This is a genomic window from Alteromonas naphthalenivorans (assembly GCF_000213655.1).
Taxonomy (GTDB): Bacteria; Pseudomonadota; Gammaproteobacteria; order Enterobacterales; family Alteromonadaceae; genus Alteromonas; species Alteromonas naphthalenivorans.
The window spans coordinates 4216578-4241742 of the sequence record NC_015554.1 but is presented as its reverse complement, the minus strand read 5'-3'; the positions used below and the strand labels follow the sequence as shown (position 1 = coordinate 4241742).

General features: G+C 43.2%; 15 protein-coding genes and 2 rRNA genes. 12 read left to right on the top strand and 5 right to left on the bottom strand.

The annotated features are described in order from the left end of the window. Nucleotides 1-131: 131 nt before the first annotated feature. Nucleotides 132-1169 (bottom strand): hypothetical protein, encoded by a 1038-nt coding sequence (locus tag AMBT_RS18550; RefSeq protein WP_013786185.1) that lies wholly within the window; start codon nucleotides 1167-1169, stop codon nucleotides 132-134. A gap of 160 nt (nucleotides 1170-1329) precedes the next feature. Here AMBT_RS18550 and rfbA point away from each other — a divergent pair, with 160 nt between their 5' ends. The 6 genes from rfbA (at nucleotide 1330) to AMBT_RS18520 (ending at nucleotide 7837) form a co-directional block, all read left to right on the top strand. Then, complete coding sequence (gene rfbA / locus AMBT_RS18545) at nucleotides 1330-2208, top strand: glucose-1-phosphate thymidylyltransferase RfbA (RefSeq protein ID WP_013786183.1); 879 nt, start codon at nucleotides 1330-1332, stop codon at nucleotides 2206-2208. A gap of 60 nt (nucleotides 2209-2268) precedes the next feature. Continuing rightward, nucleotides 2269-2814, top strand: coding sequence for a dTDP-4-dehydrorhamnose 3,5-epimerase (rfbC, locus tag AMBT_RS18540; RefSeq protein ID WP_013786182.1), 546 nt, complete (start codon nucleotides 2269-2271; stop codon nucleotides 2812-2814). A gap of 9 nt (nucleotides 2815-2823) precedes the next feature. Next, nucleotides 2824-3684, top strand: a complete 861-nt coding sequence (rfbD, locus tag AMBT_RS18535; protein ID WP_013786181.1) for a dTDP-4-dehydrorhamnose reductase — start codon at nucleotides 2824-2826, stop codon at nucleotides 3682-3684. A gap of 18 nt (nucleotides 3685-3702) precedes the next feature. After that, nucleotides 3703-4782, top strand: a complete 1080-nt coding sequence (gene rfbB, locus AMBT_RS18530) for a dTDP-glucose 4,6-dehydratase (protein ID WP_013786180.1) — start codon at nucleotides 3703-3705, stop codon at nucleotides 4780-4782. 82 nt (nucleotides 4783-4864) lie between these two features. After that, nucleotides 4865-6607: a glycosyltransferase family 2 protein gene (locus AMBT_RS18525; RefSeq protein ID WP_041452622.1), complete on the top strand. Its 1743-nt coding sequence runs from the start codon at nucleotides 4865-4867 to the stop codon at nucleotides 6605-6607. A gap of 42 nt (nucleotides 6608-6649) precedes the next feature. After that, nucleotides 6650-7837, top strand: coding sequence for a nucleotide sugar dehydrogenase (locus tag AMBT_RS18520; protein WP_083820169.1), 1188 nt, complete (start codon nucleotides 6650-6652; stop codon nucleotides 7835-7837). Between the two features lie 86 nt (nucleotides 7838-7923). Here AMBT_RS18520 and AMBT_RS18515 read toward each other — a convergent pair whose 3' ends face one another. After that, entirely contained in the window at nucleotides 7924-9330 is a 1407-nt protein-coding gene (locus tag AMBT_RS18515) for a mannose-1-phosphate guanylyltransferase/mannose-6-phosphate isomerase (RefSeq protein WP_013786177.1), read from the bottom strand. A gap of 500 nt (nucleotides 9331-9830) precedes the next feature. Between AMBT_RS18515 and AMBT_RS18505 the strand changes: the two genes are divergently transcribed. Then, on the top strand, nucleotides 9831-12212 hold the full coding sequence (locus tag AMBT_RS18505) for an Ig-like domain-containing protein (protein WP_013786176.1): 2382 nt from the start codon (nucleotides 9831-9833) through the stop codon (nucleotides 12210-12212). 84 nt (nucleotides 12213-12296) lie between these two features. On the opposite strand, the gene AMBT_RS18500 is transcribed toward AMBT_RS18505, so the two are convergent. Then, a complete protein-coding gene (locus AMBT_RS18500; protein ID WP_013786175.1) occupies nucleotides 12297-13211 on the bottom strand; it encodes a LysR family transcriptional regulator in 915 nt (304 codons plus the stop codon). 109 nt (nucleotides 13212-13320) lie between these two features. Here AMBT_RS18500 and AMBT_RS18495 point away from each other — a divergent pair, with 109 nt between their 5' ends. From AMBT_RS18495 to AMBT_RS18485, 3 genes are read left to right on the top strand one after another with little or no spacing between them, the layout of a single operon-like run. Next, entirely contained in the window at nucleotides 13321-15027 is a 1707-nt protein-coding gene (locus AMBT_RS18495) for an ABC transporter transmembrane domain-containing protein (RefSeq protein ID WP_013786174.1), read from the top strand. Further along, a complete protein-coding gene (locus tag AMBT_RS18490) occupies nucleotides 15020-16063 on the top strand; it encodes an efflux RND transporter periplasmic adaptor subunit (protein ID WP_041452620.1) in 1044 nt (347 codons plus the stop codon). The genes AMBT_RS18495 and AMBT_RS18490 overlap by 8 nt, the downstream gene beginning before the upstream one ends. An 8-nt stretch (nucleotides 16064-16071) precedes the next feature. After that, nucleotides 16072-17478: a TolC family protein gene (locus tag AMBT_RS18485; RefSeq protein WP_013786172.1), complete on the top strand. Its 1407-nt coding sequence runs from the start codon at nucleotides 16072-16074 to the stop codon at nucleotides 17476-17478. Between the two features lie 79 nt (nucleotides 17479-17557). Here the strand turns inward: AMBT_RS18485 and AMBT_RS18480 are convergent, their stop codons facing one another. Together AMBT_RS18480 and AMBT_RS18475 are read right to left on the bottom strand one after the other, a co-directional pair. Then, nucleotides 17558-18433: a hypothetical protein gene (locus AMBT_RS18480; protein ID WP_148259128.1), complete on the bottom strand. Its 876-nt coding sequence runs from the start codon at nucleotides 18431-18433 to the stop codon at nucleotides 17558-17560. A gap of 118 nt (nucleotides 18434-18551) precedes the next feature. Then, nucleotides 18552-19277 carry a hypothetical protein gene (locus tag AMBT_RS18475; RefSeq protein ID WP_417874143.1) on the bottom strand — a complete coding sequence of 242 codons (726 nt, stop codon included), beginning with the start codon at nucleotides 19275-19277 and terminating at the stop codon, nucleotides 18552-18554. A gap of 664 nt (nucleotides 19278-19941) precedes the next feature. On the opposite strand from AMBT_RS18475, the gene AMBT_RS18470 reads away from it, so the two are divergent. Both AMBT_RS18470 and AMBT_RS18465 read left to right on the top strand, forming a co-directional pair. Continuing rightward, nucleotides 19942-21473, top strand: a 16S ribosomal RNA gene (locus tag AMBT_RS18470). 566 nt (nucleotides 21474-22039) lie between these two features. Beyond that, a 23S ribosomal RNA gene (locus AMBT_RS18465) occupies nucleotides 22040-25030 on the top strand. Together the 16S and 23S rRNA genes form the textbook arrangement of a ribosomal RNA operon. Nucleotides 25031-25165 lie beyond the last annotated feature (135 nt).

The window sequence follows — 25165 nt, the reverse complement described above, 5'->3', positions numbered from 1 at the left end:
AGAAAATACTAGCGTCTGTTTGCTAACTAGGCAAATAAGTGTGATTTATTAGCCACTAACATCATTAGTGGCCGATAAAAAAGGAATTAGTATTAGCGGATAAATATTGAGAAAATTAGCGGTTTAATTACTTAATCGACTTGATTGTTAGTTAAATAAAAACGCGCGAACATATCAGCAATATCCATTTTGGTTAATGTTACTTCGCTATTTAACGTTGACTCTTCGCTTTTTAGTGTGCTTGAAATATTGGTTAAAAAAGCATTATCCCCAAAGTATTCAATCTCGACTTGACGATTGGATGCGTAATAAAAATCCAAAATAGCTTGGCGTTGCTCGGAATTGAAACGATAAATTTTATTGCGTTCTTTCTGCTCTAAGCTTTTTGCTACACCATTTAAAAAATTGACTCGATTATTGCCAAGTTGCGAAATGATCCTCGGCGAGTTGCACAATCTAGCTAATTCAATAACACTTACGGGCCAAGATACATTCTCATTTTGGCTTTCGAGTGATAGGGTTTCGCTATTGATGCCTACAATGTTAAAGAATGAAGATAGTAGCCCCTTGTCCTTTATTTCAGCTTCATAGTCTTTAACGATTAGTGCGTCTCTGCCAAATACTGAAACCCACCGGTCTAATAAAATGCTGAAGTCGTACCTTTCACGTAAGGGTAGGTGAGAGTTATAAAAGTCTTCAAATCCTATTCTTCCTCCAGCCTTTATAATAGTAGAGTAAGTAGATTCCATGAACTTGTCTTGCCTTCGCAAATAAATGATTATTTTTAGATTAAATAAGTTATCTAGGCCGCTTAGTTTTTGTTTCAAATACTGTAGCCCATTTTCCATGGTACGAGAGCTAAAATGTTCCGCACTGATTATTATGTCATTGCTTGCGTTAGCTTTTGCGAAATCAATAAACCCATTCCAAACAGAATCGGCATCAATTTCTTCATTTCCAGGGTAGTAATCAGCTCTTGGGCGTTGTGGGTAATCTAGTGCCTGCAGTGCAGCGGGAAGCAACAATTGTGCGAAGTCGAGTTTACCTATTTTTGGATACAAAACCCTTTGTTGTGAGAGCGCACTGCGGTTGTCTGCAAGAACATTTTGAATACTTGTTGTGCCAGTTTTTTCACATCCAATATGTATGTAAAGCGTTTTTTTAGTCATAGAATTCAACGTACTTTTTTGAACTAATTCGATTTTTAGGAATTTGAAAAATAGGAATGCGCGCAGTGTTCAAATCTGACTGGGCTTCATGCGTATTATCCGTTACCATTAATGATTAGCTCTATTGTATAGAAAAAACTAAACAACACGAAGGCTTAGTATGAGAAAAGGAATTATTCTGGCGGGCGGCTCAGGCACACGCCTACACCCGCTAACAAAAGTAGTCAGTAAGCAGTTAATGCCGGTTTACGACAAACCTATGATTTTTTACCCGCTTACTACACTCATGATGTCGGGTATAAAAGATATTCTTATCATCACTACTCCTCAAGAACAGCAGCGTTTTATTGAACTTATAGGTGATGGCAGCGCATTAGGTATTAATGTTCAATACGCCGTTCAACCTTCCCCAGATGGCTTAGCCCAAGCTTTTCTAATTGGCGAGGAGTTTCTTGCAGGGGAAAGCTGTACATTAGTACTAGGTGACAATATTTATTATGGTCACGACCTGAAGCTTTCACTTCAAAATGCTTTTAAACAAGAGCATGGTGCTACCGTGTTTGGTTATCATGTAAACGACCCCGAGCGCTATGGCGTGGTCGATTTTGATGACAACTGGAACGCGCTTTCAATTGAAGAAAAGCCCGAAGCGCCAAAGTCTAACTACGCTGTTACTGGGTTATATTATTACGATAATCGTGTGGTTGATTTTGCTAAAGAAGTGAAGCCATCACACCGTGGTGAGCTTGAAATTACCGACCTTAATAATCTTTATCTGCAAGATGGCAGCTTAAAAGTTGAATTAATGGGGCGTGGTTCTGCTTGGCTTGATACAGGAACGCTTGATTCTCTGTTAGATGCAGCAAACTTCGTAGCTGCTATTGAAAAGCGCCAAGGTTTAAAGGTGTGTTGCCCTGAAGAGGTGGCTTATCGAATGGGTTACATCGATGCAGCACAGTTAGAGCAATTAGCGGCGCCACTTAAAAAGAGTGGCTATGGCGATTACCTACTAAAAGTAATCAACGACCGCGTTAAGTAAGGCTACTAAGTGCGTTGTACTTTTCAAGTACACAGTATTACCAACGGAATTAAGTAAAACATGCAAGCAATAGCAACAGACATCCCAGACGTTAAAATCATTGAGCCAAAAGTATTTGGCGACGAACGCGGCTTCTTCCTTGAAACCTTTCGCACCGACTGGTTTAAAAAAGAATGTGCAGACGTTGAATTTGTGCAAGACAACCATTCAAAATCCAGCCAAGGAATCCTTCGTGGGCTGCATTATCAGTTGGAGCAGACCCAAGGTAAATTGGTTCGCGTAGTCAGCGGCGAAGTATATGATGTTGCTGTTGATATGCGTAAAGATTCACCTACGTATGGAAAGTGGGTCGGCGTTTTACTGTCGGCTGAAAATAAACGTCAACTATGGGTACCTGCAGGTTTTGCTCACGGTTTTTATGTAACCAGTGAGTCTGCTGAGTTCGTATATAAGTGTACTGACTACTATCACCCTGAGTCAGAAGTGTCGGTTAAGTTTAACGACCCAACTTTAAACATCGATTGGCCTTTAGTTAACGGTGAAAAGCCGTCTTTATCTGGAAAAGATGAAAATGGCGTCGCTTTCGTTGATGCCCCTACGTTTTAAGGATTAAACATGAGTATTGTAGTTATTGGCAATGCTGGCCAGTTGTCGTTTGAATTGGTTCGTATTCTAGGTGAAAACACTATATGTTTAGGCCCTGAAGATACTGACATTACCAACGAATCGGTATTATCTGAAACGCTAAGCAAACTAGCGCCAAGCGTCATTATTAACGCAGCGGCTTATACTGCGGTAGATAAAGCAGAAGAAGATTTCGATTTATGCCACGCGATCAACGCTACTGCCGTTGAAAATTTAGCAAAGTACTGTAAGCAGTCAGGTGCATTTTTAGTACATGTATCTACAGATTACGTATTTAACGGCCACAAAGGTTCGCCTTACCTCACTGATGACACTATTGAGCCTCAAGGGGTTTACGGTAAAACTAAAGCTGATGGCGAAAAAGCCTTGCTGGAATTACTTCCTAACTCAAGTTGCTTAATTCGTACTGCGTGGGTGTATTCATCACATGGCAATAACTTTGTGAAAACCATGCTGCGTTTAATGGCAGATAAGCCTCAATTGTCGGTTATTGATGACCAAATCGGCACGCCTACATGGGCAAAAGGGTTGGCAGAAGTGTGCGTAAGTGCAGCGCAAAATAAAACCCAAGGTGTATATCACTGGACTGATGAAGGCGTAGCTAGTTGGTACGATTTCGCGTTAGCCATTCAAGAGCTTGGTATTGAAAAAGGTTTGTTGTCTTCGGCTATTCCGGTATTGCCTATTCCTTCTTCTCAGTACCCCACACCGGCTTCACGACCGCATTATAGCGTGCTAGATAAAACCAGCACACGAGATACTTTTTCATCACTTAATCTTACACATTGGCGTACTCAATTGTCTGCCATGATGGATGAGTTAAAAGCATAATTATTGAGTAACACACGTATGAAAACAATTTTAGTAACAGGTGGTGCGGGGTTTATTGGCTCGGCGGTAGTTCGCCATCTTATTAATTATACAGAACATAAAGTCGTAAACTTAGATAAGCTTACTTACGCGGGTAACTTAGAGTCGCTTTTGTCTGTATCAGATAACGAGCGCTATGCGTTCGAACAAGTCGATATTTGTGATGCCGACGGCGTAAAAGCCGTTCTTAATACCCATCAACCCGATATCATTATGCACTTAGCGGCAGAATCTCATGTAGATCGTTCAATTGACGGCCCTGGTGAGTTCATTCAAACCAATGTTGTAGGCACTTATACCTTGCTTGAGCAAGCTCGAGCTTATTGGTCAACGCTTGATGATGTGAAAAAAGAAGGCTTTAAATTCCATCATATTTCAACTGATGAAGTTTATGGTGACCTTCCACATCCAGATGAAGTAGAAGAGGGCGCTGAACTGCCGTTATTCACTGAAACTACGCCATATGCACCAAGCTCGCCTTATTCTGCAAGTAAAGCGTCTTCCGACCAGTTAGTGCGCTCATGGCTACGTACTTACAAGCTACCTACATTGGTAACCAACTGTTCGAATAATTATGGCCCGTATCACTTTCCTGAAAAGCTAATTCCGTTAGTTATTCTAAATGCCTTAGCAGGCAAGCCATTGCCTGTATACGGTAAAGGCAATCAAATTCGAGATTGGTTGTATGTGGAAGACCATGCCCGTGCATTGGTGCTAGTGGCTCTTGAAGGAAAAATTGGCGAAACCTATAACATAGGCGGCCATAACGAAAAGCAAAATATTGAAGTAGTGAATACAATTTGCGACATTTTGGATGATGTTCAACCTAAAGACAGTAAGTATTCAGAGCAAATCACTTATGTTGCAGACCGCCCTGGTCACGATATGCGATACGCGATTGATGCATCTAAAATTGAACGCGAGTTAGGGTGGTCACCCCAAGAGACCTTCGAGAGCGGTATTCGCAAAACCGTTGAATGGTACTTAAACAACGAAGGTTGGTGGAAAGCGGTACTAGATGGTAGCTATCAAGGCGAACGCTTAGGTGCTGGCAGTTAGTTTTTTAGTTTTTAAATCATGTTAAACTTGAAGGCCGCTTTATTAGCGGCCTTTTTCTGTTTATCCGGGGTACCTACGCAGTATGAAGAAGTTTGCAATGCTTACCGTGAAAGGTGCGGTAGGGCTTTTGCCTTTGTCAGTGAAACAAAAGCTTAAACAAAATGCTCAACTCACTGAGTTATATAGCCGTTCTCTACAGCGCTCAGGACTCTTCTATGGTTTCCCTAGTAAAAAGAAGCGCATGGCAATGTATAAGCATTACTTAAAGCTTCAGGATAGGGCTTTAAGCGATAAATACGAGAACCTTTCTGAAAGTAATAAAGAAAAAATTAATGTGGTAGTAGTAGGAACTGACTTTCTAGCCACCACACAAAAAGATTTGCAACGCTATTTAAGTCAAATTAAGAAAGTGTTCGTAGTTGGTAAAGTGACGGCTTCGCAATACGAAGATGTTGAAAGCGTAGCGTCTCTATCTGAAGCCCTCGGGGCATGCGATTCATCTCATTCTACTCTATTCATAAAATCCGGCGACACGCTTTCGAAGTTTGCACTAAATGAATTTATTGCAGTGGCAAAACAAACCGATATTGCTTATTGCGATACCGATGAAAAGAATCAGAAAGGGGTATTAACAAGCCCTAAGTTTCTACCTGATTGGAATCCAGATCTGCAACTCTCGACTGCTTATATAAATACGGGCGTGCTGATTTCGCCAGAGATATCAGATGTATTAGCCGTGAACAATGTTAGTACTATTGCTCAATTAGTTACCACTGCTTGGCAAAAGCAATCAACGGTTACTATCTCGCATATTCCATATACCTTGGTGCATTCAGAAAATTCGGTCAAACGTGAGCAAAACGAATTGCTTTCAATCTCTGATGATTTGAATTCACAGGGTAGTGCGGTGTCGAGCTTTTCAAAACATCAAAAAGTTAACTGCGTGCTGTGGAAAACACTTAACGAGCCATTGGTATCTTTAATAATCCCCACTAAAAATGGCAAAGAGTTAGTAAAGGCGTGTATAGATTCCATCCGTGAAAAAACCATCTACAAAAATTATGAAATTCTTCTCATTGATAATGGTTCCGATGAAGACGCGAGCATTCGTTATTTTGAAACATTAGCAGAACTCCCAGAAGTTCGCGTTTTAAACTACCCTGGACCTTTTAATTACTCAGCGATAAACAACTTTGGCGTAAAACATGCTAAAGGAGAAGTAGTAGGGTTAATAAATAATGATATTGAAGTTATTAGCCCTGACTGGCTAACTTATATGGCTGGCCATGTGATGCGTGAAGATATAGGTTGCGTAGGGGCTAAATTACTTTATTCAGATGGCCGTATACAGCATGCTGGCGTAGTTCTCGGCTACGGCGGTGGAGCAGGTCACGCTCATAAATATTTCCCACGCTATCATCCTGGGTATTTGAAACGACTTGCTGCAACACAAAATTACAGTGCGGTTACTGCGGCATGTCTGTTAGTAAAGCGTAGCCATTTTGGTGCAGTGGGTGGCCTAGACGAAGAAAATCTCGCGGTGGCCTTTAACGATGTCGACTTCTGTTTACGGGTAAGAGAGTTGGGGGTTAGAAACTTGTATTGTGCCGAGGCTGAGCTATATCATCATGAGTCGGTCAGTCGCGGTTTAGATATTTCGCCTGAAAAGGCGGCTCGGTTTAATCGCGAGCTTGAATATCTACAAACAAAGTGGTCTCATGTTATTAAACATGACCCTGCATATAACCCTAATTTAACGCTGAAACGCGAAAACTTTGCGCTTAAGACAAAAGAAGAGCAGAGTGTTTTATTAGCTTCATATTGATAATTTATAGTCATTGCTTCTAGTTACGGAGAAAACGAAATTATGGAAAGCACACCACAAAGCATGAAAATAGCCGTTGCAGGCACAGGCTATGTAGGTTTATCGAACGCAGTTTTATTGGCACAGCACAACGAAGTTATTGCGGTTGATGTAGTACCAGCGAAAGTGGATCTTCTGAACGACAAAAAGTCTCCTATTGAAGATAAAGAAATTACAGACTATCTAAATAACAAGCAGCTTAACCTTAAAGCAACGTTAGATACTGAACTTGCTTATAAAGATGCCGAGTTTGTCATTATCGCAACGCCTACAGACTACGATGCACAAACCAATTACTTTAATACCAGTTCAGTAGATGCGGTAATTAAAGAGGTTATGCGAGTAAACCCTAATGCGGTAATGGTGGTTAAGTCTACCGTTCCAGTAGGTTTTACTGTTGAAGCAAAAGAGCGCCATGGCACTGAAAATATTATCTTCTCACCAGAGTTCTTACGTGAAGGTAAAGCCCTTTACGATAACTTGTACCCAAGCCGTATCATTGTGGGTGAGCAAAGCGAACGCGCAAAGAAATTCGCAGCATTGCTAGAGCAAGGTGCTATTAAAGAAGACATTAATGTACTTTTCACTCACAGTACCGAAGCTGAAGCTATCAAGCTTTTCGCTAACACTTACTTAGCTATGCGTGTTGCTTACTTCAACGAACTAGATAGCTATGCAGAGCGTAGTGGTCTTAACACGAAACAAATCATAGAAGGTGTTGGATTAGATCCACGTATTGGCGATCACTACAACAACCCAAGCTTTGGTTATGGTGGTTACTGCTTACCTAAAGACACTAAGCAGTTGTTGGCAAACTACAGTGAAGTGCCTAACAACATGATTCAGGCTATTGTTGATGCCAACCGCACCCGTAAAGACTTTATCGCCGATTCTATCGTGAGTCGACAGCCTAAAGTGGTGGGTATCTTCCGTTTAATCATGAAGTCTGGGTCTGATAACTTCAGAGCAAGTGCCATTCAAGGCATCATGAAGCGTATTAAGGCGAAGGGTATTGAGGTAGTGGTTTACGAGCCAGTAATTGCCGAAGACGATTTCTTTCACTCTCGCGTAATTAAAGATCTAGAAGAGTTTAAATCTATTTCTGATGTAATTGTTGCTAACCGCGTAACAGAAGACATTGAAGACGTATTAGATAAAGTGTACAGCCGTGATTTATTCGGTGCTGATTAACAGTAACTAGCTTTCGAACACGAAAAAAAACCAGCTATATCGCTGGTTTTTTGTTTTTAGCTCAAGTCAGTTGAATGACTCTTTGCTTATTTTGGGCTTCGGCCATATCTATCCGAAAAGCGAACAATATCGTCTTCATCTAAATATGCGCCTGATTGAACTTCGATAAGTTCAAGGGGGATCTTGCCAGGATTTTCCAACGAATGCACTGCGCCGATTGGAATGTAGACTGATTGGTTTTCAGTTAATAAATTCACATTATCATCTACCGTGACATTGGCCGTGCCAGACACTACAACCCAATGCTCAGCTCTGTGATGATGCATTTGAACCGAAAGCTTTTCACCTGGTTTTACCGTAATACGTTTAACTTTAAAGCGGCCACCATTGTCTATTGAGTCGTAACTTCCCCAAGGCCTGAATACTTCTCGGTGAAATTCAAACTCAGGGCGTTTATTTGACTTAAGATGATTAACTACGTTTTTAATGTGTTGTGAGTCGTTCTTATTCGCTACCATCACGGCATCTTTTGTTTCTACCACCACAACATTTTCCAATCCAATAACGGAAACAAATCTGTGCTCTGAGTTTACATAGCTGTTTTTGGTGTTTTCCAATAAGGTATCGCCAACCACAACGTTGCCGCTTTCATCTTTCTCACCTGTTTCCCATAAAGATGACCAACTTCCTACATCAGACCAACCGGCGTCTAATGTAACCATTACTGCACTCTCGGTTTTTTCCATTACAGCGTAATCGATTGAGTCGTCAGGGCATGTTTTAAAAATATCTTCTTGAATTCTAATGAAGTCTAAATCGCGTTGAGTCTCTGATGTGGCTTTCTTACATATAGCTAAAATTTCGGGGTTGTACTTTTTAAGCTCTGTAAGGTATGTACTTGCTTTAAACATAAACATACCGCTATTCCAGAAATATTCTCCAGAGTTGACATATTGCTTTGCGGTAGGTAAATCTGGCTTTTCTACAAACTGGCGAACTTTAAAGCCTAAGTTAACACTGTCACCAGATTTGATGTATCCGTAACCAGTATGCGCTTCGGTAGGTACTATACCGAAAGTAACAAGCTTGCCTTCTAAAGCGAGTTTTTCAGCATCTTTAATTTTGGCCTGAAAGGTTTTTGAGTCTTTTATGAGGTGATCGGCAGCAAGTACCAACAGTACAGGGTCCTCACCATTTTCCGTTGCGTTAAGTGCAGCAAGCGCAATAGCGGGAGCAGTGTTTCGTCCCACTGGCTCTAAGATAATATCGCTGTCTTCAATATCTATCTGGCGCATTTGTTCTGCAACAAGAAAGCGGTGAGCTTCGTTGCAAATAATAATAGGAGCGTCATGACTTAAGCCGTTTAGCCGCGAAACTGTTTCCTGAATCATTGTCTTATCAGAGGTAAGTGATAAAAATTGCTTAGGGAGTGCTGCGCGAGACTTAGGCCATAACCGGCTTCCAGTGCCTCCAGCGAGAATAACTGGTTTCATTAAGCTTTCCTTGGTTTTTTTGAAGTGTTTTTTGCAAGTATACTAACTTACTAAAAGATTGAAATGCTAGAGTAACTCACAACGTAGACTTTAGCTTTAGGATGCCATCATTTTCAGTCTACTTAGCCTTATCAAGTATATGCTTCGCGGCCTTAATAACAGATTCAATACTAGTAAAACCTACACGACCTTGCCCTGTATTAGTTGCTAACCGCGTAACAGAAGACATTGAAGACGTATTAGAGAAAGTGTACAGCCGCGATTTATTTGGCGCTGACTAACAGTAACTCGCTTTCGAACACAAAAAACCAGCTATCAAGCTGGTTTTTTTATTTCCAATTTAAACAGTACCTTACGCTTTTTACCTATATCTCTATCAGTGCCATTCATTTACATTCCATTTACTTAGTAATGCATTTCGAATTTTCATAAGCTATTATGCGTTGGAAATTAAATGGTATTGTTATAAAAACTATAAAAATTGATAAGGACGTTGAGTAATGAAACATAGCATTATTGCGCTTGTTGTTAGTGCAACTTTTCTTTCTGCCTGCGGCGGTGGTTCAGACGAAAAAAACCAAGCTCCCATTCTAACTGCTGATGCTGCATCCACGTTGAACGATTCAGCTGTTACTGTTGACGTGTTAGCGAATGACAGCGATCCAAATGGTGATGCGCTTACTATTTCTGCAGTCGGCACGCCTGATGTCGGCGAAGTCACCATTACAAACAATACATTGGTTTATACGCCTTCAGCGCAAGCAATGGGCGATGTGAGCTTTTCGTATGAAGTTACCGATGGTGAATTGTCATCAAGTTCAACGGTTACGATCACTAACCAACAGTCTGTCACAATCTCTGGTATTGCAACCGATGCGCCTTTAAACAATGGAGCGGTTACTGCTACTAACAATAATGGTGACGTTCTAGCGACTGCAACTACTGATAGCAATGGCAGGTATTCACTTCCAATTCTTGTAAGTGAAAACCCTGGTTACTTAGTGCTTAACGCTAACGGGGTGGGTGATCAGGCACATGTAAGTTTAGTGTCGCGGGTGGGTAATTTCTTAGATTTAAGCGCGCTTGCAAGTGAGAACGATACTAACGAGCTTTCAGATGCACTGCTCTTAGAAAGTAAAATCACCCATGTAAGCACCGCGCTTTCTATTATGTACACTGAGTATGTAAACGACGGCGGGGAAGCAAGCTTTGACGTATATGTCGCTGAAGCCGATTTTGAGAAAGTGTTAGGCCTTGCAAGCTTTATAAAGGTACTTGCTGACAATGAAGATTTTTCGTTACCTGATGGTACGGATACGGTTTCATTCTTTGCCAACAGTGAAGAAAACATTCTCACTACCATTCGTGCCTATTTAAATGATTTAGGGCTGATAAACGAAGACGGTACCTATGCCGATGCGTTCGCCGATGCAATTAACACTGCCCGTGTTGAAACATTAGAAGATGACACGCTTCAACAAAGCTACAGTGAATCATCGGTAGCAGGCAAAACCTTTGCAACCTATAACGCAGGAGCGTACCTAGCGACTAAAGGTTCGGCGGTTTATACATTCAATGACGATGGAACAGGAAGCAAATCGTCAGCCGAAAACTACTACAACATTTTTTCAGATAGTGTTAGTTGGTCGGTAGATGATGGGGTGCTTGTAGTGGTGAACCCAGATGCAACCCCAAGCCTTGAATTTCCGCTAAGCCCATCGAACTACCTTGAATACTTCGATGAAGAAACAGTATTGCAAATTCTTGCAGCAGATGAAGAAGGTTACTCTGCACAATGGAGAATAGAAAAAAGCCCGGTTTCTGAGAGTTTCGAATTAGTGTACGAAAATGGTGGCAATGCGATTGCCCAGGTATCACAAGTTATAGAGCTAACGATAACGCCAGCGGTTGATGAGAGTTATGGAGCGCCTAAGTTTGTCACAGAGTATCCTCAAACTTATACCTCCATTTACAGTGATACTTCTGAAGCCATTTCGCTTTCTGGTGAAGACGTGTTGGCATCTCCTTGGGTAGTCGCCTATAACAGTGAGTTTGAGTACAGCTTAAACGACCAAGAAGGCAATCCGGTTTCTCTGGAAGGTATGATAAGCGATTACCTTACTTTTAACGATGACAACACGGTCACTTCTCGTCTGTTTGGTACTCAGGGCAGTTGGGCTTTCGACAGCGGTACAATTAGTTTATCTGTAAATGGTAAATCATTTACTGTAACACCGTTCAAAAAGCAGAATGATTACTTAATTGCTGTGTACGAATATGAAGAGGCCGGAAACGTAATAAAGTATGCGGCTGATATGCATAGTATCGACTTCAGTTTACCTGAGAGTTTTGATGTAACGTCTACGCCACCAAAGGTTTGGGCTTCTACCTTGAGCGCTTCGCTTTTTGTTAATGATTTACCACTAGCGGAAGATTTGTGGAGTTACTACTTTGATAGTGATGGTACTGCCGGTAGGGTTTTTGCCGAGATAGATTATTCTGAGCCAGACTTACCTGTTTCTCGTTTTGTAGATGACAGTGCGCTCTATAACTTTCAGTGGCAGCAAGAGGGGGACCTTTTAACGCTAGATGGTCTTAGAGAGAACAGTGCGTTTGTCTTTCAGCGTCGTTTTAAGTGGGAACTACTTGGTGTAACAGATTCAGGGTTAATGGCTACCATTGAATATCAAGTAGGTACTATCAACTATAGCGACGGGTACAGCGTTGAGCCAGTTGGTACAGTTCCAAGGCTTAACTTCTTTATGCCACTAAACCTAGAGGAAGCTTATCCAGAGATTTGGGGAAATACGGAAATTAATGGTCTTAATACCCCAGACTCACAAAACAATAGGTCAGTTTCATCACTAGAGCTTGATCAATAACGTATTGTTGTTATCGGAACTATGACTCAAGCCGAGCACATGCTCGGCTTTCTTTTGTATTTAAAATCTCAAAGTTCATTCCAACTAAGCATCTATAAGCTTTTGTGAGTAACCTAAGATAATGCGTGCCGCCTTAATAATAGATTCAGTAATAGTAAAATCTACTCGACTTTTCCCCGTAATCGCATAGTACCTTTCATTCAGCGAGTGAGCCTGCCCTATACAATACACACCGTATTGTGCTTCCACATGATTTGATATGGCCGACGGCGCACAAAACACGCCGAAGTCCTCGCTACCAAATAGCTTTAGCAGTGCGGTGTCATCAAACTCTGCTACTATCTTTGGGTAGAGTTGCTCTGTTTCTAGCCAACTCATTAACGCGTGGTGAATACCGGATGTATTACCCTGAATCAGCAATGGCATATGATTTAAACAATCAGGGAATGTCTGACTGTTGGAAAGGGGCGCTTTGGCAAAAAAGCTTAGCGCGCTTTCTCCAAGAAAGTGACTGTTAGCATTCACCTGTGAGCCCGGAGCAATCCCCCTATCGGCCACAATGAAATCAATTGCATTAATTGCGAGTTCTTTAAGTAATCCATCGAAGCTATCTTCTTTAATAACATATTTAACGTTAGCAAAATTGCGCATAGTGTCATGAACGAAGTCATAAAAAAGCACTTTAGGTATACCATTAGTAATACCAATCACAAATTCTTTAGTATTTACTTCATCACCGGCGTTTAGTATTTCTGCTAGCTGATGGCCTTTATGAAAGATCTCACTGGCATATTGAAAGCTTACTTTTCCTTTATCATTCAAATATAGGCGTTTATTAACCCTATCGAAAAGCGGGTAACCAATTTGATTTTCAAAAGTACTTAGTTGCCCACTAACGGTTTGAGGAGTAACGTGAAGTAATTTAGCGGCTTGCGCAATGCTGCCTTCGCGAGCCACTAAATAGAAGTAGTAGAGATGATGATAGTTGAGGTGATGCATAAGTAAGGTTTTTACGATGAACTAATAAGAATATAACAGGTTTAGTATTCTTTTATTTGAATTACACTAGATAAAATGCGAAGTATCACTCGGCGCTATTGAAGGAATTATGGGAAAAGTCATTAATTTACACGCAACGAGGAAAACCTTGTTTGCTATTTTAAAGCCAGAGTCAGGTTTTTTCTGGGTTGCCATAGCTTATGGTGTTGCTATTAGTTTAATGACGTTGGCTGTGCCTATTGCAGTACAAACATTGATTAATAGTATTGCTAATATTGGCTCTGTTCGCTCGGTTGTCATACTTGCTATTGTGCTGTTTCTAACACTCTTCGTATCGGGTATTTTTAGTGCGCTTCGAATGCGCATTATGGAATATTACGAACGCAAAGTTTATGCACGCCTTACCGCTATGATCAGTTTAAAAACCATTATGGCGGAGCATCGTTTTTTTGAAGGCAGACAAAATACCAATATTACTCAGCGTTACTTCGACATTATGACCTTTCAGAAGAATGTGCCTTCACTTATGGTGGATGGGTTCGCGTTGGTATTGCAAATGCTGGTGGGCTTTACGCTAGTATCATTTTATCACCCCATGTTATTTGCGTTTAACTTAGTACTTATATTGGTGATGTATGCCATATGGAAAATATGGGGTACGGGGGCCAAACGCTCTGCTATCGAGCTTTCTCATGCAAAGTACGATTCGGCCAAATGGCTAAACGACATTGCTGCGGCCCATGAGTTTTTTAAATCGGCTGACCATGTTGAATATGCGGGTAGAAGTACCGATACCTTCATTAATAATTACATCACCAAACATAAAAACCACTTTCATTACACCTTTTCCCAAGTGGTAATGTTTTTACTGCTTTATGCGTTTGCCAGTGCGGCACTGTTAGGTATTGGCGGTGTGCTGGTGGTACAAGGCCAGTTATCTATCGGTCAGTTGGTCGCAGCAGAATTAATAATGTCTGCGGTATTCTTCGGGTTGTCGCGTTTTACGCAATATTTAAAGCTTTACTATGAATTGTATGGCGCCGCTGAAAAGATAGGTTCTGCCCTGGTTATTCCGCAAGAAGTCGTTAACGAAAAAGCAGATCGGGTGCCAAACTCTTCGCAGTTAATTTTTAATAAGTTACACCTCACCCATGGTAGCGATACCTGTTTAATAGATTTGCAAATTGAAGCGGGTGGTAAGTACTTCATTACTACGAATAAGAGTTGGGTTCAAAAGCAACTTATTGGGCTAATGAAGCGCTACGAAAAGCCGCAAAAAGGTGAGCTACTGCTTGGTGACTTAAGCTTGTATGATTTCGATACCTATGAATTACGCCAAGCAATTAATACGCTAGACCGCTCTCTTATCGTTGAATGTTCCATCGAAGAGTATTTACGACTGGCAAACCCAAGAGCGAGCTTTGCTGAAATTAGAGCTGCTTTGGCGGCTGTTGAATTAGATACCGTTATTGATGCGCTGCCTAACGGGGTTGATTCTAAGGTGTCGGTATTAGGGGCGCCATTGCAGCCGCTAGAATTCTTATTGTTAAAGCTGGCCGCAGTCATTATTGAAGAGCCCAAAGTGCTTATCATTAATCAACATTTCGACGCTATTCCGCTAGCACTGCGGCTACGGTTGTTAAACCGTTTGTCTGAACTTAGTTGTACGGTACTTTATTTTACCAACACACCTGAAGCTCATTGTTTGGACGGTGTTATTTATCTAAAAGACAGTGCCGAGGTAGTGGCAGCTGAACCTGCAAAAGAAAGCGTTCTTAGCCAAAACGTGTCGCAGGAAGGAGCAAATGATGAATAGTGCAGAAAAGCGATTTTTAGATAATGTCAGTTCTTTATCTTCACTACATGTTCCGAAGCTTCATAAAGTGGTGTGTGGATTGGTGTTAGCGATGGTGGTGTGTGCTTCGCTTATTCTGTGGTTTACACCATGGATGCAAACGGCCTACGGCACAGGAATGGTCGACTCTTTAGATCCCGTCGATAGAACGCAGGCGATTAGTGCTTTAGTTGATGGGCAAATAAAGCAATGGCATGTACGAGAAGGTATGCAAGTAAAGGCGGGCGACCCTATCGTCACGTTAATTGATACCGACGCTGGCCGATTAGAGAAATTGCAATCTCAACTAGCGGCGGCAAAAGCGGGGCATCAAGCTAATGAAACTGCAGTAGCTAACGCTGAAAATAATTTAGCACGTCAAATGGGCTTACAAGAGCAGGGGCTAGTGTCTCGCAAAGATGTAGAAGCAGCGCAAATAAAGGTGCAGGAGTTAAAAGCTAAGGCGGCAAGCTCTCTATCTGCCATCAACGATGTAAGCATGAGTTTATCGCGTCAGTCTATTCAAACAAAAGTGGCGCCTGTAGATGGCACTATTATTAGGCTTTACTCTGGTGGAGTCTCAACGTTTGTAAAAGCAGGGGCGGTGTTAGGGCAGTTTATCCCTTTGAACGCCAAACGTAGTATACGTATAACGGTAACAGGGCTAGATGCGCCACTAGTTAAAAAGGGTGCCAAGGCGCGTTTACAGTTTGAAGGCTGGCCAGTGTTTCAATTTAGCGGGTGGCCGGGTAGTTCTATAGGCACATTCGGTGGCGAGGTGGTTTACGTTGAGCCGGTGGCAAGTACCGCTGGTACGTTTCAGGTGTGGATAATGCCTGATGCAGATGACGTACCATGGCCTAAAGAAAGCGCTACGCGGTTAGGAAGCCGCGTTAAAGCGTGGGTATTGTTAGAGGAAGTGAAGTTGGGCTATGAACTGTGGCGACAACTGAATAACTTTCCTCCCCAGCAAACCGCTGATCCCGAATCATCTCAAACTAAAACGTCGAGTTGGTAAGGGATAGCATGAGAAAACTACATGTTGTTACGTTTGCCTTTGCATTGACCGTTTCTGTGATGAGCTGCGCAGTAGCCGCAGCTCTGCCAACGGTAACTGAGCTTATCGAGTCAATGCAGTATCACCATCCTTATACTCAAGCCATTGCTGAAGGTGAAATTCAAAGCGGTGCAGATATCGATATTGCGCTTAGCGAGTTCGACCCTTTTATAGAGCAACAAACATCTAGCAGAGTAAGTGGTTATTACGATGGTTTGGCACTACAGCAACGCGCGATAAAGCCGCTTCAGTCGTTGAACGCTTCAGTTTATACAGAGTACCGTGTGTCTGATGGTGACTTTCCTGTTTACGAACAAGAATATGAAACCCTCTCTGGCGGGGAGGCCAGCGTAGGAATTTCACTTTCGTTATTAAAGAACCGAGAAGTCGATAAACGAAGAGTAGGGGTAAGAAATGCAAGGTTAGCTGCACAGCAATGGCAGGCTGAAGCGCAAGACTTGCTGAATAGTTTTTTACACAAAGGGTTAACCGAGTATTTGTTATGGTATGAGAGCGCGTTGCAGGTTACATCGGTGGAATCATTATTGAGCCGCGCTGCTGAACGTGAACGTGCACTATCTACTCGGGTTGAAAAAGGCGATCTAGCTCGGGCCACGCTTACCGAGTTTAAAGCGAATATTTTAGAACAGCGTTTATTAGTGGCTAAGTTGAAGCAAAAACGAAATGCACATGCCCGAACCTTGTCTTACTATTGGCGCGATACTCAAGGTGAAATGATACCGATAACAGAAACTAAATTATCGGCAGATATTCATTGGCCTTTTAGCCTAAGTACTTCGCAAATAAGTCAGCTACATAAACAAATTACTCAGCACCCTCAGTTAGCGTTATTGCGCATGAGTAAAACGGTGGTTCAGAACAAGCAAGTCTTGGCTAAAAATGCGCTGTTGCCGAAACTTGACCTTAAGGCGTCTTTGGCACGAGATATCGGGAGCGGACCTAATTCACTTGACGGTACAGAGAGCAAAGTGGCCTTGGCGTTTTCCTATCCGCTAGGCAATAGAAAGGCAAAAGCTGAGCAAGTTAAACTCGTGTCGAAGGGACGAGAGCTCGAACACAAGTATGTATCTAGCAAGCAATCCATCGAGCAAGCATTCGAAAAAGCTTATGAGTATTGGGTGCAAGCAAAAGAGATCGCTAGTTTACAGCAACAAAATGCAGAACTCGCCAAGCTACTATCAAGTATGGAGCTTCAACGTTTCGACGCGGGCGACAGTGATATGTTTACGCTAAACGCTAGGGCATCCAATGAAATAAAGGCGCAAATGAAAGCGATAGAAACCAATATCGATTTGTTGAATGCTGAGCTTATGCTTTATCGTGTCGTTGCTGCATTGCACACGGTTAATCACTAGTTCAGTAGGTGGCCAAAACGTGTTTAATCTTAATGTTCTATTATACCTTTAAAGCTGGCTTGCAACTAGACGAGGGCGCTTATTGACTTGATGCATATACTCGCGCTTGATTATATTGCATTAAGGTAGGTATAAGTGCGGCTGCTAACATGTAGTTGGTTTCACTAAACCACCGGTCGTCATATCTAATCTCAGCTTTACGTGTTTCACAATTTCGCATTGGGTTGCCGAATAACACATGATGTGTCGATTTTCCTAGGTTTTCGTTAGGTGGAGTTTTTGACAACGCTAAAAAGTCGTAAACGTTGTCTAGCGTTTCACTGGGGTTGAAACAAAACGGTTCGTAACCTACCACTTCGAAGGGCAAAGCGAGTTGGTTTAAGAGAGATTCCCTTTTCTTATTGTCGCTTAGCCATCGCATCATCTGATACCAATAGTGGCCCTTTACCTTTTTTAATCCTTTGCGAGGCTGCGACCGGGCTAACCTTGCTTGCGAGCTTGCGTAAGAGCGAACATCTCTGATCAAAAATAGCGCTCTAACATCAATAGTCTCAGAGCCCGCCAGCAACGTTAGATGTTTTACGCCCTTAGAGGTATCTATGGGTTGATAGTTGTTACCATATAATTTAGAAAATTGAGAGAGCACAGTAGCGTAAGCATCTGGATAATAATTTGGCTTTGCAGGGTTTACGATATCTAAGCTTCGCATTTTCGATAATACAGGTTGCCAAAATTCGCACTTGTCAGCGGGGGCGCCACAACTACAAAGATGCGCTTGCTTATTTAGCCAATAGGTCGGGCCCATCCGTAAAACTTGATATATTTCTCCAAGCGATATGAGGTTTTCGTGACACGCTAATGCCATTGAGAATACCGTTGACCCAGAATGAGATAGGCTGGTTAAACAAACGATGGGTTGTTTAGATGGGGAGAAGTCGTCATTGTTTTGCGTCATGGGTTATCGTTAGTCAGAGTAAATATGGAATTACCTACTCTGACTTACAAAAGAGACGAAGGGTCTTATCTTTACGTATTATTTACGTAAGATTGAAAGATTGTTTAGTTTTGTTGAATCAGTTATTGATAGCTGAATTAAAATCTTCTTCAGATAACCCTGCGGCCATCGCATATTCTTTTAGCTTGTCGTCTTGAACACCTGCATGTTGCGCAGTGGCTAATATACGAATAACTTGCTCACGTTGCTGAGACGATTCTCTTACGGCCGTTTCCACTACTGTTTTTGCATCGTTTGGAAATACAGCTAACAGCGCATCTACTACATATTCACCAACAAAAGGGACTGCATTAAGTGCGCTCGTCATAATATCGACAATTTTGTTTGGGTGTTCTTGAGACAAAGTCTGAACAATACTGTCTGCTGCATCAGGTTGCGTTAGCACGGCAACGCGAACAATCTCGCTCAGTTCTTCAGGCGTTGCAACAGCAGCAGCTTGAACAACGAAGTCTACATAAGTAGGTTCTGCCATTATCGCCAACTGAACGATGTTGGGACATGAACTTACTTCTTTCTCTATAGCCAACTGTACTATTTCTTCTGTAGATGAAGGCTGAGACGAAATAGCAGCAAAGATAATCTCGCGGTATTGATCAGGGTATGTATCTAATGCGATATCAACAATAGAAACTACATCTTGAGGATAATGACTTGCTATAGAACTAATAGCACGCCCAACAGACATGTTTTGATCAACCTGGCGTTTTAAGAACGAGGTTTGAAAATGATTTGTTTGATTAGAGGTAGCTTCTTCCGGTGAAACAGTTCCATCCTTTGCGCTCATACCTATCGCTGGTGTACTTACTGCAAGTACCAGCACTGCCGATGAAAGCAATGAAGTAATACGAAACATATATCCACCTTATATTTATTGCGTAGTCTATTACCACTAACGGACTACTACTTTATAGGAATTATAGTCCCATCCTATTAGTAATTAGTCCATATTGTCTACTTATTATCTCATCTGAGTGAAAATTAACCGAATGGTTCAGTTTATTACACTTTTCTTAAAACAAGGGTTGACGCAGGCTCAGAAATCTCTAGAATGCGCATCCGCTTCGACAGGAAAGTGAAATAACTTACACTGACAAAGCAAGTCACTACTTACCTTTAAGGCCAAGTGTGACGGGGTTTTAAAGAAAACGCTTCAGAAAATAAATTTTCAAAAAGTGTTGACACTGAAAGCTTCAAGCGTATAATGCGCACCTCACTCGAACAGGGTGAGTCACTAACAAGCCAAGGCTTATAGTGAATTGCGACAACCAAGGTTGTCCGCTAGCAAGGAAAATGAATCAACTGAGAGTAATGTTGGTCCTTCTTGCGCAGAAGTCACGACAAAAAAGCGTCGAGATTCTGCACTATGTTCTTTAACAATTTATAACAAGACAATCTGTGTGGGCACTCATTAAGAGTGTCACACAACGACGATTCATATTCGATATATTTAATTGAAGAGTTTGATCATGGCTCAGATTGAACGCTGGCGGCAGGCCTAACACATGCAAGTCGAACGGAAACATGTCTAGCTTGCTAGATGATGTCGAGTGGCGGACGGGTGAGTAATGCTTGGGAACTTGCCTTTGCGAGGGGGATAACAGTTGGAAACGACTGCTAATACCGCATAATGTCTTCGGACCAAACGGGGCTTCGGCTCCGGCGCAAAGAGAGGCCCAAGTGAGATTAGCTAGTTGGTGAGGTAAAGGCTCACCAAGGCAACGATCTCTAGCTGTTCTGAGAGGAAGATCAGCCACACTGGGACTGAGACACGGCCCAGACTCCTACGGGAGGCAGCAGTGGGGAATATTGCACAATGGGGAAACCCTGATGCAGCCATGCCGCGTGTGTGAAGAAGGCCTTCGGGTTGTAAAGCACTTTCAGTTGTGAGGAAAAGTTAGTAGTTAATACCTGCTAGCCGTGACGTTAACAACAGAAGAAGCACCGGCTAACTCCGTGCCAGCAGCCGCGGTAATACGGAGGGTGCGAGCGTTAATCGGAATTACTGGGCGTAAAGCGCACGCAGGCGGTTTGTTAAGCTAGATGTGAAAGCCCCGGGCTCAACCTGGGACGGTCATTTAGAACTGGCAGACTAGAGTCTTGGAGAGGGGAGTGGAATTCCAGGTGTAGCGGTGAAATGCGTAGATATCTGGAGGAACATCAGTGGCGAAGGCGACTCCCTGGCCAAAGACTGACGCTCATGTGCGAAAGTGTGGGTAGCGAACAGGATTAGATACCCTGGTAGTCCACACCGTAAACGCTGTCTACTAGCTGTTTGTGGCTTTAAGCCGTGAGTAGCGAAGCTAACGCGATAAGTAGACCGCCTGGGGAGTACGGCCGCAAGGTTAAAACTCAAATGAATTGACGGGGGCCCGCACAAGCGGTGGAGCATGTGGTTTAATTCGATGCAACGCGAAGAACCTTACCTACACTTGACATGTTGAGAAGTTACTAGAGATAGTTTCGTGCCTTCGGGAACTCAAACACAGGTGCTGCATGGCTGTCGTCAGCTCGTGTCGTGAGATGTTGGGTTAAGTCCCGCAACGAGCGCAACCCTTGTCCTTAGTTGCCAGCATTTAGTTGGGCACTCTAAGGAGACTGCCGGTGACAAACCGGAGGAAGGTGAGGACGACGTCAAGTCATCATGGCCCTTACGTGTAGGGCTACACACGTGCTACAATGGCATATACAGAGGGATGCGAGACAGTGATGTGGAGCGGACCCCTTAAAGTATGTCGTAGTCCGGATTGGAGTCTGCAACTCGACTCCATGAAGTCGGAATCGCTAGTAATCGCAGGTCAGAATACTGCGGTGAATACGTTCCCGGGCCTTGTACACACCGCCCGTCACACCATGGGAGTGGGATGCAAAAGAAGTAGTTAGTTTAACCTTCGGGAGAACGATTACCACTTTGTGTTTCATGACTGGGGTGAAGTCGTAACAAGGTAACCCTAGGGGAACCTGGGGTTGGATCACCTCCTTACCAAAATGTCGATGGTGACATTGTTAGTGTAGTGCCTACACAGATTGTTTTGTTTAATAGTTTAAAGATGTGCCTTAGAGCGCTTAAGTTTGATTGTGAAATCAAACTTAAGTGCTTTCTTTGAAAGCATTATGTTCTTTAACAATTTGGAAAGCTGATATTTAATTAGTAAATCAATCAAAATTTGAGTAATTGAGAAGTCGAAAGACGTACTTACTACTCTACTTGACTTGAATTGCTTGTTATCGAAAAAGCGTTGAAAAGCGTGCCAATCGGCAAGTCCGATTAGCAAGAAGATAGCAAGGCAATTTCACGATTAGCTTGTCATGCATACAACTGAGTTAGATCTCATCCAGTCCTGATTTCAAAAGGCGGGAGAGCGCTTCGCTCAATCATTGTTTTAATATTCTTATTTATAAGATTATTAGTGCAATGGTCGAGGTAACAGTTTCTAGTCGACTAAATCGACGAGTAAGCGAAGACACATACTTTTAGTATGTAACTGAGCGAACGAGGAAAATTTAGGAAGAATAGGAAGTGTTAACGAAGGCCATTTGGGGTTGTATGGTTAAGTGACTAAGCGTATACGGTGGATGCCTTGGCAGTTAGAGGCGATGAAGGACGTGTAAGTCTGCGAAAAGCTGTGGTGAGCCGACAAAATGCATTTGAGCCACAGATGTCCGAATGGGGAAACCCACCTATTTATAGGTATCGTTACATGAATATATAGTGTAACGAGGCGAACGAGGGGAACTGAAACATCTAAGTACCCTTAGGAAAAGAAATCAACCGAGATTCCCCTAGTAGCGGCGAGCGAACGGGGATTAGCCCTTAAGCAATTATGAACGTAGTGGAAGCCTCTGGGAAGTGGCGCGATACAAGGTGATAGCCCTGTACACGAAGTGTTTGTTTTTGTGAAATCGAGTAGGTCGGGACACGTGTTATCTTGACTGAATATGGGGGGACCATCCTCCAAGGCTAAATACTCCTAACTGACCGATAGTGAACCAGTACCGTGAGGGAAAGGCGAAAAGAACCCCTGTGAGGGGAGTGAAATAGAACCTGAAACCGTATACGTACAAGCAGTGGGAGCCCCATCACTAAGTGCCTTTAGTGATGTGACTCACAAAGTGCAACCGTTTGATAAGCGTTAGCGTTGACCTGCGAAGCAGCCAACGGTAAACCGCCAAAAATCAAGCAGGGTGCTTAGTGATGGGGTGACTGCGTACCTTTTGTATAATGGGTCAGCGACTTATATTTAGTAGCAAGGTTAAGCGAATAGCGGAGCCGTAGCGAAAGCGAGTGTTAACTGCGCGTTTAGTTGCTAGGTATAGACCCGAAACCCGGTGATCTAGCCATGGGCAGGTTGAAGGTTGAGTAACATCAACTGGAGGACCGAACCCACTAACGTTGAAAAGTTAGGGGATGACTTGTGGCTGGGGGTGAAAGGCCAATCAAACCGGGAGATAGCTGGTTCTCCCCGAAATCTATTTAGGTAGAGCCTCGGACGAATTCCATTGGGGGTAGAGCACTGTTAAGGCTAGGGGGTCATCCCGACTTACCAACCCTTTGCAAACTCCGAATACCAATGAGAACTATCCGGGAGACACACGGCGGGTGCTAACGTCCGTCGTGAAGAGGGAAACAACCCAGACCGCCAGCTAAGGTCCCAAAATATTGCTAAGTGGGAAACGATGTGGGAAGGCATAGACAGCTAGGAGGTTGGCTTAGAAGCAGCCACCCTTTAAAGAAAGCGTAATAGCTCACTAGTCGAGTCGGCCTGCGCGGAAGATGTAACGGGGCTAAGCAATATACCGAAGCTGCGGATACGTGTTTACACGTATGGTAGGGGAGCGTTGTGTAAGTGGATGAAGGTGGATTGAGAAGTCTGCTGGACATATCACAAGTGCGAATGCTGACATGAGTAACGATAATGGGAGTGAAAAACTCCCACGCCGGAAGACCAAGGTTTCCTGTCCCATGCTAATCAGGGCAGGGTAAGTCGGCCCCTAAGGCGAGGCAGAAATGCGTAGTCGATGGGAAACGGATTAATATTTCCGTACTTATATAATCAGTGATGGAGGGACGGAGAAGGCTAAGCAAGCTTGGCGTTGGTTGTCCAAGTGAAAGCAAGTAGGCCGAGAATTTAGGTAAATCCGGATTCTTAAAGCTGAGATGCGAGACGAGCCACTACGGTGGTGAAGTTGTTGATGCCCTGCTTCCAGGAAAAGCTTCTAAACTTATGATTATATGAACCGTACCCCAAACCGACACAGGTGGTCAGGTAGAGAATACTAAGGCGCTTGAGAGAACTCGGGTGAAGGAACTCGGCAAAATTGTACCGTAACTTCGGGAGAAGGTACGCCCTTGTTTGTGATAGGACTTGCTCCTTGAGCAGATGAGGGCCGCAGTGACCAGGTGGCTGGGACTGTTTATTAAAAACACAGCACTCTGCTAACTCGCAAGAGGACGTATAGGGTGTGACACCTGCCCGGTGCCGGAAGGTTAATTGATGGGGTTATCTTCGGAGAAGCTCTTGATCGAAGCCCCGGTAAACGGCGGCCGTAACTATAACGGTCCTAAGGTAGCGAAATTCCTTGTCGGGTAAGTTCCGACCTGCACGAATGGTGTAACCATGGCCACGCTGTCTCCACCCGAGACTCAGTGAAATTGAAATCGCAGTGAAGATGCTGTGTACCCGCACCTAGACGGAAAGACCCCGTGAACCTTTACTACAGCTTGGCACTGAACATTGAACCTACATGTGTAGGATAGGTGGGAGGCTTCGAAGCACAGTCGCTAGATTGTGTGGAGCCGTCCTTGAAATACCACCCTTGTATGTTTGATGTTCTAACATTGGTCCCTTATCGGGATTATGGACAGTGTCTGGTGGGTAGTTTGACTGGGGCGGTCTCCTCCCAAATAGTAACGGAGGAGCACGAAGGTTAGCTAATCACGGTCGGACATCGTGAGGTTAGTGCAATGGCATAAGCTAGCTTAACTGCGAGACAGACACGTCGAGCAGGTACGAAAGTAGGTCATAGTGATCCGGTGGTTCTGTATGGAAGGGCCATCGCTCAACGGATAAAAGGTACTCCGGGGATAACAGGCTGATACCGCCCAAGAGTTCATATCGACGGCGGTGTTTGGCACCTCGATGTCGGCTCATCACATCCTGGGGCTGAAGTCGGTCCCAAGGGTATGGCTGTTCGCCATTTAAAGTGGTACGCGAGCTGGGTTTAGAACGTCGTGAGACAGTTCGGTCCCTATCTGGTGTGGGCGTTGGATGATTGATGGGAGCTGCTCCTAGTACGAGAGGACCGGAGTGGACGAACCGCTGGTGTTCGGGTTGTCATGCCAATGGCATTGCCCGGTAGCTACGTTCGGAACGGATAACCGCTGAAAGCATCTAAGCGGGAAGCCGGCCCAAAGATGAGTCATCCCTGACTTTTAAAGTCCGGAAGGGTTGTTATAGACGATGACGTTGATAGGCAGGATGTGGAAGCGTTGTAAGGCGTTAAGCTAACCTGTACTAATTGCCCGAGAGGCTTAACCATACAACGCCCAAGAGGCTTTATATCTTGAGTGTTGTAAGACAAAGCTAATAGCAACTAGAGTAGTAGTACTCAGTGCTCAAAGATTGATTACGTGAATATCAGAATTCCTAAATTGTTAATTATTAAAGTAATATG